We start from the raw sequence: 14,337 nt of genomic DNA, 5'->3' as shown, positions 1-14,337 counted from the left end.
CTCCCGCCCTCAGAGCGGGATGTTGTCGTGCTTCTTCCAGGGCTGCTCCATCTCCTTGGTGCGCAGCATGCCCAGCGCCCGCGCGATGCGCTTGCGGGTGGAATGCGGCATGATCACCTCGTCGATGTAGCCGCGCTCGGCCGCCACGAACGGCGACAGGAAGCGGTCCTCGTACTCGCCGGTGCGCGCGGCGATCTTGTCGGTGTCGCCGAGCTCGCTGCGGAAGATGATCTCGACGGCGCCCTTGGCGCCCATCACCGCGATCTGCGCGGTCGGCCAGGCGTAGTTCAGGTCGGCGCCGACGTGCTTGGAGGCCATCACGTCGTAGGCGCCGCCGAAGGCCTTTCGCGTGATGATCGTCACCAGCGGCACCGTCGCCTGGGAGTAGGCGAACAGCAGCTTGGCGCCGTGCTTGATCAGGCCGCCGTATTCCTGCGCGGTGCCCGGCAGGAAGCCCGGAACGTCGACGAAGGTCACGATCGGGATCGAGAAGGCGTCGCAGAAGCGCACGAAGCGGGCGGCCTTGCGCGAGGCGTCCGAGTCGAGGACGCCCGCCAGCACCATCGGCTGGTTGGCCACGAACCCGACCGTGCGGCCCTCGATCCGGCCGAAGCCGGTCATGATGTTGCGGGCGTAGGCCGCCTGGATCTCGAAGAAGTCGCCCTCGTCGACGACCCGGCGGATCAGCTCGCCCATGTCGTAGGGCTTGTTCGGGTTGTCCGGGATCAGCGTGTCGAGCGACTTGTCGAGCCGCAGCGGGTCGTCGAAGCTCTCGATCTCCGGCACGCCGTCGATGTTGTTGGCCGGGAGGAAGTCGAGCAGCCGGCGGATCTGCAGGATCGCCTCGACGTCGTTCTCGAACGCGCCGTCGGCGATCGACGACTTCGTGGTGTGGACCTTGGCCCCGCCGAGCTCTTCCGCGGTGACGACCTCGTTGGTGACGGTCTTCACCACGTCGGGACCCGTGACGAACATGTAGCTCGTGTCGCGGACCATGAAGATGAAGTCGGTCATCGCCGGCGAGTAGACGTCGCCGCCCGCGCACGGCCCCATGATCACCGAGATCTGCGGGATGACGCCGGACGCCGCGACGTTGCGCCGGAACACCTCGCCGTAGCCGCCGAGCGCCGCCACGCCCTCCTGGATGCGCGCGCCGCCGGCATCGAAGATGCCGATGATCGGGGCGCGCATCTTCAGGGCCATGTCCTGGACCTTGATGATCTTCTGCGCGTGCGTCTCGGAGAGCGAGCCGCCGAACACGGTGAAGTCCTTCGAGAACAGGAACACGGTCCGGCCGTTGACCGTGCCCCAGCCGGTGACGACGCCGTCGCCGGGGATCTTCTGCTTCTCCATCCCGAAATCGGTCGAGCGGTGCTGCACGAACATGTCGAACTCCTCGAACGACCCGTGGTCGAGCAGGAGCTCGATGCGCTCGCGCGCCGTGAGCTTGCCGCGCTTGTGCTGGGCGTCGACCCGCTTCTCGCCGCCGCCGAGGCGGGCGAGCGACCGGCGCTCCTCGAGCTTTTCCAGAATGTCCTTCATGGGTCGAGCGGTCCTGCCTCGGGCGTCGGAAGAGTCTTGTCTTGCCTAAGCTGGCCGAGGAGGCCGGCCCGCTCAAGCTTCGAAGCGCCTTAGCACGCGGTTCCGCGCCGGGGAATTGAACCTGATTTGGCGAGGCGACAAGGCGAATTTTCCGGTGCGCGACCGCTCCGGCAAAGCCTGGCCCGCCACCTCGCCGGGCGCGCCAGCGCGACCACTTCGCTCAGCGCGCGAGGGCCGCCACCTCGGCCGCGGCCAGGAACTCGACCTTGCGCCCGGCGAGCCGGGTCGCGGCATCCTCGTCGGCGCCCCAGACGGCAGACTGGTAGGTCTCGTCGACATGGGCCGCGTCCCAACCCTCCTCCGCGGTGAGGCGGCCGGCGAGCACCGCCAGCGCGATCAGCAGAGAGCCGGTCAAGGTCGTCAGGGTGTGGAAGGCGGCGAGCCGGAACGGGTCGTCGATCGCCGACACCGCCCGGCGTAGGGCCGCGACCGAATCGTCCGGCTGCGCGACGTGCATCACGCCCTCGCTCAGGATCAGCCGGGCGCCCAGCGCCTCGCGCGCCCACGCGACGATCGGGTCCCAGGCTTCGGCTTGCGCCGCGACCAGGCGCTCGGGCGAGCCGGCGCGATAGGCGACGAGGTCGGTGCCGGCGTAGGGCCACAGATCCTCGGCCACCGCCGCCATGCGCGGGGCGACGCCGTCGATCGCGGTGTTGATCAGCCGGGTGAACGGCATCCTGGCCGGGTCGATGGTCTCGCCCTGCGCCGCCCACTCGGCGGCGAGGCGCTCGGCCAGCGCCCGCGTCGGCGCCGCCAGCGGGTTGCGCGCCGGCGTGTTGGCCGGGCGTCCGTCCAGCGTCAGGCGGAAGCCGCCCGCGCCCTCCGCGAACCCGGTCTCCTTGTAGAAGCGCTTCGGCAGCACCGGCTTGCCGTGGTCGCGCACCGCCCGCATCGGGTCGGGGCGCGGGGTGTCGGAGGGCTGGCCCAGCCAGTCTTGCGTGACGTCGTCGCTCATGGTTCGGAGATAGGCGATCGGGTGCGGTTTCGCGAGCCCGATCAGCCGCCGGACCCGTCCCGGAACAGGTCGCCGAGGGCCGAGGCCGTGTCCACGACGGTCACGGCGCCGGCGCCGAACAGGGCGCCGGCGGGATGATAGCCCCAGGCGACGCCGATGGCCGCAGCGCCCGCCGCCACCGCCATCGCCATGTCGTAGCTGGTGTCCCCGACCATCACGGTCGCCGACGGGCCGACGCCCGCCTCCGCCATCGCCTGGAGCAGCATCGCAGGATCGGGCTTCGAGGGCGCGTCGTCGGCGGTCTGGGTGGTGGCGAACCACCCTTCCCAGCCGTTGAAGGCGACGAGGTGGTCGACGCCGCGCCGCGACTTGCCGGTGGCGATGCCGAGCCGCACGTCGTCGCGGGCGTGCAGCCGCGCGATCAGCTCGCCCATGCCGGGAAACAGCGGCTCCTCGTAATCCGGGTCGAGCCGGAGGGCGTTGAACGCACGCTTGTAGCTCTCGGACAGCTCGGCGACCGGGCCGTCGTCCCCGACGAGGCGCCGGAACGCCTGGGGCAGCGAGAGGCCGACCACGGAAAGCGATTCGGCGCGGCTCGGCGCCGGAAGCCCATTCTCGGCGAACGCCGTGCCCTGCGCGGCGACGATCAGGTGTTGGCTGTCGACCAGGGTGCCGTCGACGTCGAAGACGACGAGCTTCACGTGCCGGGACGGCAGGGCCGCCTCACGGTCTGCGCTCCGCGGGAGCCGGCGCCGATGGCGTCGGCGGGGCCGACGCGGGCGCCGTCGCGGGAGTCGGTGCGGCCGTCGGGGCCGCCTGCTGCTGCGCCGCCGACGGGGTGCGCGGCCGCTCGTAGCCGAGCTTGCACCGGATCAGGAATCGGCGCCGCCTGCCGCCGTGGAGCGCGCGGGCATGCGAGGCGCGGTTGCACGCGGCGTACGAACGCCGCCGCTTGTCGCCGCTTCGGGCGCTGGGCGGCCCCGCGCGGCCCAGCGACGGCTGCGCCTGCGCGCTCGGGGGCGCCGCGGGCGCGGCCGTCGCCAGCGTCTCGGGGCCGAGCAGGCCGAGGGCGGCGAGGCAGGCCAGCGTCGTGAGCTTCATGTCGATCAGGTCTCACCACGAGGGTCGATGTCGGCCGGGTGCCCAGGGCGGATGGCCGCCGGCCCGGTGCCCTTCGAGGATATGAGCCTCGCGGGGCGGTTGCCAACCCTCGCGGCCCGCGCGGTGCACGACGGCCGGTCGCCGCCGCGATCACGAACGCTTGGCCTCACGCCTCCGGCGCGTCGACGATCGGGTCGTAGCGCGCGGCATCGAAACCGAGCAGGTTCCAGCTCTGGGCCATGTGCGGCGGCAGCGGCGCGCTCACGTCGATCGGCTTGCCGGTGCGCGGATGCGGGATCACGATCCGGCGGGCGAGCAGGTGGAGCCGGTTCTGGATGCCGCCGGGCAGCGCCCAGTTCTCGACCGAGAAGTATTTCGGGTCGCCGACGATCGGATGCCCGATATGGGCGGCATGCGCCCGCAATTGGTGCGTCCGCCCTGTCACCGGCTTGAACGACAGCCACGACACCTTCTGCGCCGCCTGGTCGACGGTGGCGTAGTAGGTCAGCGCGTGGGTGGCGCCCTCCTCGCCGTGCTGGGCGATCCGCATGCGGGCGTCGGCATCGGTCGGCTCCTCCTTGACGAGGTAGGTCGAGACCCGGCCCTGCGGCGTGCGCGGCACGCCGGCGGTGAGCGCCCAGTAGATCTTCCGGGCCGCCCGCGAGCGGAAGCTCTTGGCGAGCGTCGCCGCCGCGACCCGGGTCTTGGCGACGATCAGGCAGCCGGCGGTGTCCTTGTCGAGGCGGTGGACGAGGCGCGGCTTCTGCCCGTCTGGGCCGGCCAGCGCCTCGAGCAGCCCGTCCACGTGCCGGACGGTGCCCGAGCCGCCCTGGACCGCCAGGCCGAACGGCTTGTTCAGCACCATCATGTCCGCGTCCTCGTAGAGGATCAGCGAGCGGATGAACTCGGCGTCGTTCTGGTCCCGCACCGGGTTGCGCGGCCGGTCGGCGGGCTGGTCGAGCTTGAGCGGCGGCACCCGCACCGCCATGCCCGGCTCGAGCCGGTCGTTGGGCTTGGCGCGCTTGCCGTCGACCCGCAGCTCGCCCTTGCGGACGATGCTCTGGACACGGGCGAAGGGCAGCTGCGGGAACCGCGCGGTGAGGAAGCGGTCGATCCGCATCCCGGCCTCGTCGGTCTCGACGGTCAGCGTCTGCACGCCGGACGCCAGCGTCGCCGAGGCCGCCGCGCGCTGCTGGCGCCGGGTCGGTCCCTCGGCGAGGGGCGCCGGCATCTCGGCGGCCGGCCGCGGACGGGTCGCCCGCGCGATCGCCGGCTTGGTACGGGACGGCTCGGCGCGGGTCTGCTCCGTCGAGGCGTGCTCCTCCGGCGCCGGGCGCCGCGGCGCGCGGGCGGGCCGGGGGGCCGGCTCGGCCCCCTCGACCTCGCCCCAGGGCGACCGTCCGGTCGCGTCGTCGCCGCGAAGCTGCGCGGCGCGCTGGGCCGCGTCCAGCGCCGAGCTGCGCGGACCGGTGCCGGCGCGCTCGGGCCGGCCGAATCGCGGCTTCCCGGGACCGCCGGCGCGGGGGCCGCGGCTCGCGCTCTTGCCGAAGGCGGCCTTTCCGGCCGCGGCTTTGCCGGCCGCGGACTTCGCGGCGGGCGGACGGCCGGAGCCCTTGCCGACGGTCTTGCCTGCGCCCTTGTCCGGGCCCCGGCCGGAGCCTTTCCCGGCCGAGCCGCCGCCGCGTGGTGGATTGCCTGTCATGCGAAGGCGTTAGCACCCGCCCGCGGCGGCGACAATTCGCCCTCGCCGCACGGCAGGCCGGCGTCGCGGCTCAGGCCGCCCGGCGGATCGCCTCGATGGTGAGACCGATGCCGACCGAGCCGAAGGTGTCGCCCTCGACGACGCGGGCGCCGGGCAGGCAGGACGTCAGCCCTTGGCGGACATGCGGCAGGCCGGTGGAGCCGCCGGTGAGGAACAGCGAATCGATCCGGTCCGCGCGCAAGCCCGCCTGGGCGAGGCAGCGCCCGACCCGCTCGGAGATCCGCACCGCCAGCGGTTCGGTGTGGGACACGAGGGCCGTCCGGTCGACCGAGGCCGCCAGGCCCGGCTCGACCCAATCGAGATCGACCTCGGAGGCGCCGTCGTTCGAGGCGGCGATCTTGGCGCCCTCGACGGCGATGGCGAGCGAATGCCCGCGCTCCAGCTCGACCACCGTGCGCAGGCGCTCGACGAGGTCCGGACGCGCGCCGTCGCGGATGATCTCGGCGATCTCGCGCAGGGTCTTGGCGTTGTAGAGCCGGTTGATGCTCGACCACGTGGCGAGGTCGTGGAAATAGGCGTTCGGCACCGAGAGCTCGGGGCGCTTCATCGGGCTGCCGAGGCCGAGCAGCGGCATCACCGTGCCGAGGCTGAGGAAGCGGTCGAAGTCGGTGCCGCCGATGCGGACGCCGTCGTTGGCGAGGATGTCGTCGGCCCGCTCCGCCTTGGCATGCCGCTCGGGCGACAGCCGCACGATCGAGAAGTCCGAGGTGCCGCCGCCGATGTCGGCGATCAGCGCGATCTCCTCGCTGCGGACGCTCTGCTCGTGGTCGAGCGCCGCGGCGATCGGCTCGTACTGGAACGAGACGTGGCGGAAGCCGATGCTCTCGGCGATCTCGCGGAGGGTGTCCTCGGCCCGGCGGTCGCCCTCGGCGTCGCCGTCGACGAAGTGGACCGGGCGCCCGTGCACCACCGTGTCGAAGGTCTCGCCGGCCGCGGTCTCGGCCCGCGCCTTCACCGCGGCGAGGTAGCGCCCGATCACGTCGCGGAAGCGCACGCGCTCGCGCCCGACCGGGGTCGTCTCCTCGATCAGGCCGGAGCCCAGCACCGACTTGAGGCTGCGCATCATCCGGCCCGGCGTGCCCTCGACATAGGCCTCTGTCGCCGCCCGGCCGATCACCGCCTCGCGGTTCGGCTCGAAGAAGATCGCGCTCGGGATGGTGACGTGGCGACCCTCCAGCGGGACAAGGCGCGGACCCGGCGCGGTGCGGTGTCCGAGGGTCGTGTTCGACGTGCCGAAATCGAGGCCGCAGGCCGCCATCGGGTCTTTGTCTTTCGCGAAGGGTCGGGGGGCGGGTGCCCTACAGGCTGACGGGCGCCCGGTCCAGCGTTCACAGCCAGCGCGGCGCGAGGAAGATCGCGAGCGCGGCCAGCAGCCATGCACAAAGCCCGCCGAGGAGGGCGAGGCGATGGTCGCAGAACCCGCCGAGCCACCACGCCACGGCGAGGAAGACGAGGTAGGCGGGAATCGTGCGGACGCCCGCGAGGCAGGTCTCGCGGAAGGCGCCGGCCTCGCCCTTCGCCCCGACCGCGAGCAGCGCGATGATCGCGAGGGTCGGCGCCAGCGGCAGGATGCCGGGCAGGACGTTGCCGCGGCGCGAGGCCAGCACGATCGCCATCGTCACGAGGCCGCCGGCCACGCCTTTCAGGAGGACGTCCATGCCGGCGCTCATCCCTCCTCGCGCCGCGCTTTCCGAAGCTGCTCCCAGTGGGCGAGCCGGTCGCGGTAGCGGCTCTCCATGCCGCGGTCGGTCGGCGCGTAGAGGTGCTGGCGGCCGAGCCGTTCCGGCCAGTAATCCTGCCCCGAGAACGCCTCCGGCTCGTCGTGGTCGTAGCGGTAGCCCTCGCCGTAGCCGAGCCGTTTCATCAGCTTGGTCGAGCCGTTGAGGATGGTGCGCGGCGGCGGCAGCGAGCCGTGCTCCTTGGCGATGCGGGTCGCGGCCTTGTAAGCCTCGTAGGCGGCGTTCGATTTCGGGGCGCAGGCGAGGTAGATCACGGCCTGTGCCAGGGCGAGCTCGCCCTCGGGGCTGCCGAGGAAGTCGAACGCGTCCTTGGCGGCGGTGGTGATCACCAGCGCCTGCGGGTCGGCGAGCCCGATATCCTCCACCGCCATCCGCACCAGCCGGCGGGCGATGAACAGGCGGTCCTCGCCGCCGTCGAGCATGCGGCAGAGATAGTACAGGGCCGCGTCCGGGTCCGAGCCGCGCACCGTCTTGTGCAGCGCGCTGATCAGATTGTAGTGGCCCTCCTGCGCCTTGTCGTAGATCGGCGCGCGGCGCTGGACGAGCGTCTGCAGCACCTCCGCGTCGAGGATCTCGTCGGGCTTGGCGGAGCGCCAGACCTCCTCGCACAGGGTCAGCGCCGCGCGCCCGTCGCCGTCGGCCATGCGCACGAGCACGCCGCGCGCCTCCTCGGTGAGCGGCAGCGCCTGGCCCGTCAGGTCTTCCGCCCGCGCGATCAGCTTGGCGATGGCGCCATCGTCGAGCGCGCGGAACAGCAGGACGCGGGCGCGCGACAGCAGCGCTGCGTTGAGTTCGAAGGACGGGTTCTCGGTGGTCGCCCCGACGAGCGTCACCGTCCCGTCCTCCATCACCGGCAGGAAGGCGTCGAGCTGCGCCCGGTTGAAGCGGTGGATCTCGTCGACGAAGAGCAGCGTCCCCTGCCCCGTCGCCCGGCGCTTGCGCGCGGCCTCGAACACCTTGCGCAGGTCGGGCACGCCGGAGAAGATCGCCGAGATCTGCTCGAAATGCAGGTCGGTCTCGTGCGCGAGCAGGCGCGCCACCGTCGTCTTGCCGGTGCCGGGCGGTCCCCAGAACACCAGCGAGCCGAAGGTCCGCCCACGCAGCAACCGCGTCAGCGCGCCGTCCGGGCCGGTGAGGTGATCCTGGCCGACGACCTCAGCGAGCGTGCCGGGCCGGAGCCGGTCGGCGAGCGGGCGGGGCGCCGACGCATCGAGGCCGGCGGTTGCGAACAGGTCGGGCATGCCGGCATCAACACCCTGCGCCCCTCCCTCGGCAAGGGCCGCCGAACGTCGGGTCGGCCTGATTCGAGCGGCCGGGATCGGCGCCGACGCGGGCGCGTGTGCCCGACGAAGGGCGAAAGGCTCCATTTACCCCCGCGACCGAAGTCTTCGTCCGGCGTCCGCCAAACGAGCCGCGCCGCCTGCCGCCGCCAGGACGCGTGAGACTCCCTTAAGCTCGCCCGTGCTCAGGGTGAGACCGATCGGGGGGACGGTTCATGATCGGAAAACGCGGCAGCTGGGGCGAAGGAGAGCTTTACGAGGTTCTCTGCTTGCTAATGATCGGTGCGTGTTTATGGGTCATCGGAATTCAATTTGAGGTTTTCTCCTGGCTCAATGCTTTCGTCCAGGCGCACCAGCTCTCCAACGAGTTCATGCTCGTGGCGCTGATGGGGATGGCGGTGTTCGTCGCCAGCCTGCGGAAGTCCCTGCTGCTGCGGGTGGCGATGCGCGAGCGCGACATCACCGCCGCCGAGGCCGAGGCGGTGGCACGCCACGACGTCCTGACCGGGCTCGCCAACCGCCGCCTGTTCCTGGAGACGCTGGAGCGCCGCAGGGCGGCCGCGACCCTGGTCCCGACCCAGGCGGTCCTCCTGGTCGACCTCGACCGCTTCAAGCCGGTCAACGACATCTACGGGCACGCGGCCGGCAACGCCGTGCTGTGCGCCGTCGCCGAGCGCCTGTCCGCCTTGACGCCCGACGCCGGCCTCGCGGCCCGGCTCGGCGGCGACGAGTTCGCCCTGCTCGTGCCGCTCGACGGCGGGAGTGACGGCCTGACCCGGCTCGCGCAAGGGTTGATCGCGGCGATCGCGGCGCCGATCCAGTGGCAGGGCAACGAGCTGAAGGTCGGCGCGACCATCGGCATCGCCCTGATCTCGGCCGACCAGGCGGATGCCGACGTGGTTCTGCATGCCGCCGACCTCGCGATGTACCAGGGCAAGAAGGACGGCCGCGGCGTGTTCCGCGTGTTCAAGAGCGCAATGGACATCGAGCTCAAGGCGCGGGCCCAGCTCGAGAGCGAGCTTCGCGAGGCGATCGCGAGCGGCGCGATCGAGCCGTACTACCAGCCGGTGGTGACGCTGCCGGGGAAGACGCTGGTCGGCGTCGAGGTGCTGGCCCGCTGGCGGCACCCGGTCCGCGGGCTGCTCGCGCCGGCCTGCTTCATCGGGATCGCGGAGGAGACCGGCCTCATCGCCGAGCTCAGCATGAAGCTCCTGCGCCAGGCCTGCCTCGACGCCCGGGACTGGCCGCCCCATTTCCAGCTCGCGGTCAACATCGCGCCGCAGCAGTTCCAGGACCGCTGGCTGTGCGAGCGCATCCTCGCGATCCTGACCGAGACCGGCTTCTCCCCGAGCCGCCTCGAGGTCGAGATCACCGAGACGGCCCTGGTGCAGGACCTGGAGGCGGCCCGCACGACCCTGACCTCGCTGCAGAACCTCGGCGTGCGCATCGCCCTCGACGACTTCGGGAGCGGCTATTCCAGCCTGTACCACCTGCGCGAGCTCAAGTTCGACAAGCTGAAGATCGACCGCACCTACGTCGACACCATCACCATGAGCGCCGAGCGGGCCAAGCTCGTCGACGCGATCATCAAGCTCGGCGCCAGCCTCGGGCTGGTCACCACCGCCGAGGGGATCGAGACCGATGCCAGCGTCGACTGGCTTTCCGACCAGGGCTGCGACTACGGCCAGGGCTACCTGTTCGGCGCCCCGATGCCGAAGGACGCGATCACCGCGCTGATCGGCAAGCCGCTCGAGGAGATCCAGGCCACCGCCATCGCGTTCCAGGCGGCCTGAGGCCGGGATCGCGTCCGGGCCGGTCTGGCCTCAGCCGCCGAACATCGAGGTCAGCACCTCGCCGTTGCGGTTGATCGCGATCTCCCAGGCGCTCTGCACGGTGCGGGTGGCGCGCTCGACGTCCTTCGTCGTCGAGACCGGCTGCCCGTTGATCGAGACCAGCATGTCGCCCTTCTGCAGGCCGGCGCGCGCCGCGATCGAATTCTCGTCGACCGCCTGCACCGCGACCCCGTCGACGGGGAAGTCCGTCAGCATCTCCTCGGCGACGGCCGGCGAGGTGTTGATCAGCGTGGCGCCGAAGAACGGCGAGCGCGTGCGGACCTTCAGCACGTCGCGCGGCCGCGTCTCGGGCGCCGGCGTCAGCTTGACCGGGAGCGTGCTGCGGCTGGTGCCGCGCAGGATGCCGAACTTGGTCTGGCCGGCGATGCCCTTGAGCGCGAAGCGGTAGCCGAAGGCTTCCGGGTCGTCGACGCTCAAGCCGTCGACCGTCAGGATCAGGTCGCCGCGCTTCAGCCCCGCCTCGTCCGCCGGGCTCTTGGCCTGCAGGCTCGCCACCAGCACGCCGGTCGGATGGTCGAGGCCCATGCTCTCGGCGATGTCCGGCGTCACGCTCTGCACCCGCGCGCCGAGCCAGGGCCGCCGCACGGTGGTGGCGCCGTTTTTGGCGGTCTCGACCACCGCCTTGACCATGCTGGCGGGGATCGCGAAGCCGATGCCGTGGCTGCCGCCCGACTGCGAGTAGATCGCGGTGTTGATCCCCATCAATTGCCCGCGCAGGTCGACCAGCGCCCCGCCGGAATTGCCCGGATTGATCGCGGCGTCGGTCTGGATGAAGAACTGGTAGTCCGACGAGCCGACCTGGGTGCGCGCCAGCGCCGAGACGATGCCCTGCGTCACCGTCTGGCCGACGCCGAACGGGTTGCCGATCGCCATCACGAAGTCGCCGACCTCCAGGCTCTCCGAGTCGCCGAACGGCATCGGGATCAGCCCGCCGGTCGGGTTGGTGATCCGCACCACGGCGAGATCCGTGCGCGGGTCGCGCAGCACGATCGTCGCCTCGAACTCGCGCCGGTCGGCCAGCGAGACGCGGACCTCGTTCATGTTGTCGATGACGTGGTTGTTGGTGATGATCAGCCCCGACGCGTCGACGATGACGCCGGAGCCGAGGGATTTCTGCGCCCGCTCGCCCGGGGCGCCGCCCTGCCCGCGGCCGCCCTCCGCGCCGAAGAACCGGCGCATGAACTCGTCCATGGCGCTGGTGCGGGCGTTGGGCCGCTTGTCGATGTGCGAGGCGTAGACGTTCACCACCGAGGGCGCCGCCCGCTTCACCACGGGGGCGAAGGAGAGCTGCACCTCGCCCTTGCCCGTCGGCGCCGCCTTCTCGGGCATCGCCGACTTCAGCGGCGGCGCATCCGGGGTCTTGACGTCCGATGTCTTGACGTCCGGTGTCTTGACGTCCGGTGTCTTGGCCATCTGCGCGGCGGCGGGGCCGGCGGACAGCATCAGCGCGGCGACCAGGACGATCGGGGTGGACGGGCGAGGCATGCAGGGCTCCGGGCGCTCGGGGTCGTCGGGGCGCCGGGCCGCCCGCGGCGGCGCGGGCCGGCCCGGACCGACGGGCGTTTGCGGCCTGTCTATCGCGGCCGAATGCGGCGCGCGAGAGCCCGATCCCGGGCTCGCGCACGCACGCGTTCAGCCCTTCAAGAACGCCAGCAGGTCGGCGTTCAACCGTTCGGCATGGGTGAACGGCACCGCGTGCGGGGCGCCCTCGTAGACGACGAACGCCGCGCCGGGGATCGCGGCGGCGGCCGCCTTTCCCGATACCGCGATCGGCACGGTCTGGTCGTCGTCGCCGTGGATCACCAGCGTCGGCACCGTGAAATGCGCCATGTCGGCCCGGAAGTCGGTGGTGCCGAAGGCGCTCACGCAAGCGGTCGTCGCCTTGGGCGAGGCCAGCATCGCCAGGTTGCCGGCCCAGGTCATCGTCTCCGTCGAGACCGGCGAGTGGAAGACGCCGGCGCCGAAGAAGGTCTTGGCGAAGTTCGCCAGGAAGGCCGGACGGTCCTTCACGAGGCCGTCGATCATGCCCTGAAAGAGGCTGCCGTCGACGCCGTCGGGATTGTTGCCGGTCTTGAGGAGGTAGGGCGTCACCGCGGAGACCAGCACCGCCTTCGCGACGCGCGCGCCGCCGTGTCGGGACATGTAGCGGGCGATCTCGCCGCCGCCCATCGAGAAGCCGACCAGGGCGGCGTCGCGGAGGTCGAGGTGGTCGAGCACCGCCTTCAGGTCGTCGGCGAAGGTGTCGTAATCGTAGCCGGTCCAGGGCTGGTCCGACCGGCCGAAGCCGCGGCGGTCGTAGGCGACGACCCGGTAGCCCGCCTCGGCGAGCACCGGCATCTGATGTTCCCACATGTCGGCGTCGAGCGGCCAGCCGTGGATCAGCACCACCGGCCGGCCGGTGCCCCAATCCTTGTAGTAGAGCCGTGTGCCGTCCTTTGTCTCGATGAAGGCCATGTCTCGCTCCTGCTCGGATGGTCTTCCGCGGCGACCGCCCGGCCGGCGCGCAAGCCTGTCGCCGAAAGCAAGCCGACGACGCGCCGAACGTTCCGAGGCCGCGTAGAATGCAGAAAGGCCGGAGGGGTCATCCCGCCTCCGGCCTTCCGCATCGCAGGTCTCGTGTCGTCGCGTCCCGGGTCGCCGAGGCAGGTCCTCAGGCGTCCTTCTTCTTCCGGGGCGCGCGAGTCTTCTTGGCGGGCGCCTCGGATTCGGCGGCGGGCGCCTCCTCCTCGGTCACCACCGGCTCGGACGGGGCGGCCTTCGCCACGTTCTTGCGGCGCTGCTGGCCGAGGCCGAGGGCGCGGGCCAGCTCGGAGCGCTGCTCGGAGTAGCTCTGCGACGTCATCGGATAGTCGGGCGCCAGACCCCACTTCGCGCGATACTGCTCGGGCGAGAGGCCGCGCAGGGTCAGGTGCCGGCGCAGGGTCTTGTACTGCTTCCCGTCCTCGAAGCTGATCAGGTAATCCGCCGTGACCGAGCGACGGATTTCCTGAGCGGTCGCCTTCGGCGGCCCGACCTCGGCGACCGGGCCATTTGCACCAGACACGCCGACGATCGCCTCGTGCACATCGCTCAGGAGCTTCGGCAGTTCGGCGCTCTGGACGTGATTGTTGCTGACATAGGCGGAGACGATGTCCGCGGCCAACGTGATGAAGCGGGCCTTGTCGATGTCTGGTTCACTCATGATCTTCGTACCGTCATTCTGACTTCGGGTGATAGTTCGAACCGTAAGCTCAGTTTCGGCACCCGGCAAGATTATTCCGGGGTTTTTGACCGAATCCTGAGGAATTCCGGCCTGATCGGCGGTACTCCGGCGCAATGCGCAGATCAAGAACCTCAGCGATGCGGACAAACGTTCGGAAATGTCGGCCGATTCGAACTAAATTGTGCGCAATTCTCCCGCGCGGTCGCACCAATCCATGGTTGTTGGGAAAAAATCCTGATGCCGATCCTGCGGCGATCGCGCGCCGCAACACCTTGCTCGGCGTATCGGTCAGGTGGTTCTAGTACCGATGGACTAGCCGTTTTTCGCTGCTGGGGCGCTGCGCGCTGCGCGGCGCAGCGATCGACCGACGGGCGAAAGCCCGGATGGGCCGTTCCCGGCGAAGGGCAGGTGATTCGCGTTGCGCGATCACCGCGGCGGTCGATCCGCCAAGGGCGGCCGACGGCACGCCGAGGCGCGCTCGAACGCGGACCGGCATGATCCGAGGTTCGCGCGTCGAATCGACGAGGATGCCACGCGAGAACGCCGGTGGCCGATGCGACCGTCCTGCGGCGGTTGCCGCGCCGGATCCGTCCTCGACGTCGAACCCGACGGGCGTGCCCCTCCCGCCCGGGCTCGCCGTCGGCGCCGCGGCACGCCGGGATTGTCCCGGAACCGCGTCCGGGGGCGTTGCGAGCCGGTCGTCGCCTACCGTGAGTAGGCGTAGACGGAGGCTGCGGATGCGACGGGGCCTGCGACGGTGGAGAAGACGCTGACGACCTTGGAGACTTCGGTGAAGGGGGCGTTGGAGACGTAGACGAGGTCGCGGTTTCGCATGCGGAAGGC

The 14,337-nt window shown here is 71.2% G+C and carries 12 protein-coding genes and 1 pseudogene; 1 reads left to right on the top strand and 12 read right to left on the bottom strand.

Annotation, left to right across the window (positions count from 1 at the left end):
* Positions 1 to 9 precede the first annotated feature (9 nt).
* From MKK55_RS20205 to MKK55_RS20170, 8 genes are all read right to left on the bottom strand, one after another.
* Entirely contained in the window at positions 10 to 1,542 is a 1,533-nt protein-coding gene (locus MKK55_RS20205; RefSeq protein ID WP_147727895.1) for an acyl-CoA carboxylase subunit beta, read from the bottom strand.
* A 220-nt stretch (positions 1,543 to 1,762) separates the two neighbouring features.
* The gene (locus MKK55_RS20200) at positions 1,763 to 2,557 is read right to left on the bottom strand and encodes an ATP12 family chaperone protein (protein WP_243937337.1); all 795 of its coding nucleotides are present in this window, start codon (positions 2,555 to 2,557) and stop codon (positions 1,763 to 1,765) included.
* A 41-nt stretch (positions 2,558 to 2,598) separates the two neighbouring features.
* Entirely contained in the window at positions 2,599 to 3,258 is a 660-nt protein-coding gene (locus MKK55_RS20195) for an HAD-IA family hydrolase (RefSeq protein WP_147729967.1), read from the bottom strand.
* A gap of 22 nt (positions 3,259 to 3,280) precedes the next feature.
* Positions 3,281 to 3,658, bottom strand: coding sequence for a hypothetical protein (locus MKK55_RS20190; protein ID WP_243937335.1), 378 nt, complete (start codon positions 3,656 to 3,658; stop codon positions 3,281 to 3,283).
* A gap of 166 nt (positions 3,659 to 3,824) precedes the next feature.
* Positions 3,825 to 5,360, bottom strand: a complete 1,536-nt coding sequence (locus tag MKK55_RS20185) for an RluA family pseudouridine synthase (protein WP_243937334.1) — start codon at positions 5,358 to 5,360, stop codon at positions 3,825 to 3,827.
* 70 nt (positions 5,361 to 5,430) lie between these two features.
* Positions 5,431 to 6,678: an Hsp70 family protein gene (locus tag MKK55_RS20180; RefSeq protein WP_243937333.1), complete on the bottom strand. Its 1,248-nt coding sequence runs from the start codon at positions 6,676 to 6,678 to the stop codon at positions 5,431 to 5,433.
* A gap of 70 nt (positions 6,679 to 6,748) precedes the next feature.
* Positions 6,749 to 7,078 carry a GlpM family protein gene (locus tag MKK55_RS20175; RefSeq protein WP_243937332.1) on the bottom strand — a complete coding sequence of 110 codons (330 nt, stop codon included), beginning with the start codon at positions 7,076 to 7,078 and terminating at the stop codon, positions 6,749 to 6,751.
* Between the two features lie 8 nt (positions 7,079 to 7,086).
* Positions 7,087 to 8,400: a replication-associated recombination protein A gene (locus MKK55_RS20170; RefSeq protein ID WP_147728137.1), complete on the bottom strand. Its 1,314-nt coding sequence runs from the start codon at positions 8,398 to 8,400 to the stop codon at positions 7,087 to 7,089.
* Positions 8,401 to 8,714: 314 nt separating this feature from the next.
* Here MKK55_RS20170 and MKK55_RS20165 point away from each other — a divergent pair, with 314 nt between their 5' ends.
* Positions 8,715 to 10,232 carry a putative bifunctional diguanylate cyclase/phosphodiesterase gene (locus MKK55_RS20165; RefSeq protein WP_243937421.1) on the top strand — a complete coding sequence of 506 codons (1,518 nt, stop codon included), beginning with the start codon at positions 8,715 to 8,717 and terminating at the stop codon, positions 10,230 to 10,232.
* 30 nt (positions 10,233 to 10,262) lie between these two features.
* Here the strand turns inward: MKK55_RS20165 and MKK55_RS20160 are convergent, their stop codons facing one another.
* The 4 genes and pseudogenes from MKK55_RS20160 to MKK55_RS20145 all read right to left on the bottom strand — a co-directional run.
* Positions 10,263 to 11,777, bottom strand: coding sequence for a Do family serine endopeptidase (locus MKK55_RS20160; RefSeq protein WP_243937331.1), 1,515 nt, complete (start codon positions 11,775 to 11,777; stop codon positions 10,263 to 10,265).
* 147 nt (positions 11,778 to 11,924) lie between these two features.
* Positions 11,925 to 12,746: an alpha/beta fold hydrolase gene (locus tag MKK55_RS20155; protein WP_243931760.1), complete on the bottom strand. Its 822-nt coding sequence runs from the start codon at positions 12,744 to 12,746 to the stop codon at positions 11,925 to 11,927.
* 196 nt (positions 12,747 to 12,942) lie between these two features.
* Positions 12,943 to 13,473, bottom strand: coding sequence for a MucR family transcriptional regulator (locus MKK55_RS20150; protein WP_147729521.1), 531 nt, complete (start codon positions 13,471 to 13,473; stop codon positions 12,943 to 12,945).
* Positions 13,474 to 14,199: 726 nt separating this feature from the next.
* Positions 14,200 to 14,337: pseudogene (locus tag MKK55_RS20145) on the bottom strand (sugar transporter); the annotation flags it as partial.

The organism is Methylobacterium sp. J-059, from assembly GCF_022829485.1.
In the GTDB taxonomy this organism is placed as follows: domain Bacteria; phylum Pseudomonadota; class Alphaproteobacteria; order Rhizobiales; family Beijerinckiaceae; genus Methylobacterium.
Note: the sequence above shows the minus strand (reverse complement) of the source record. Positions and strands in the feature narration are given on the sequence as shown.

Bases quoted from the DNA above. Each gene is read 5' to 3' on its own strand.
- MKK55_RS20200 (WP_243937337.1), bottom strand. From the start codon at position 2,557: ATGAGCGACGACGTCACGCAAGACTGGCTGGGCCAGCCCTCCGACACC.
- MKK55_RS20150 (WP_147729521.1), bottom strand. From the start codon at position 13,473: ATGAGTGAACCAGACATCGACAAGGCCCGCTTCATCACGTTGGCCGCG.
- MKK55_RS20175 (WP_243937332.1), bottom strand. From the start codon at position 7,078: ATGGACGTCCTCCTGAAAGGCGTGGCCGGCGGCCTCGTGACGATGGCG.
- MKK55_RS20165 (WP_243937421.1), top strand. From the start codon at position 8,715: ATGATCGGTGCGTGTTTATGGGTCATCGGAATTCAATTTGAGGTTTTC.
- MKK55_RS20170 (WP_147728137.1), bottom strand. From the start codon at position 8,400: ATGCCCGACCTGTTCGCAACCGCCGGCCTCGATGCGTCGGCGCCCCGC.
- MKK55_RS20180 (WP_243937333.1), bottom strand. From the start codon at position 6,678: ATGGCGGCCTGCGGCCTCGATTTCGGCACGTCGAACACGACCCTCGGA.
- MKK55_RS20155 (WP_243931760.1), bottom strand. From the start codon at position 12,746: ATGGCCTTCATCGAGACAAAGGACGGCACACGGCTCTACTACAAGGAT.
- MKK55_RS20185 (WP_243937334.1), bottom strand. From the start codon at position 5,360: ATGACAGGCAATCCACCACGCGGCGGCGGCTCGGCCGGGAAAGGCTCC.
- MKK55_RS20205 (WP_147727895.1), bottom strand. From the start codon at position 1,542: ATGAAGGACATTCTGGAAAAGCTCGAGGAGCGCCGGTCGCTCGCCCGC.
- MKK55_RS20160 (WP_243937331.1), bottom strand. From the start codon at position 11,777: ATGCCTCGCCCGTCCACCCCGATCGTCCTGGTCGCCGCGCTGATGCTG.
- MKK55_RS20190 (WP_243937335.1), bottom strand. From the start codon at position 3,658: ATGAAGCTCACGACGCTGGCCTGCCTCGCCGCCCTCGGCCTGCTCGGC.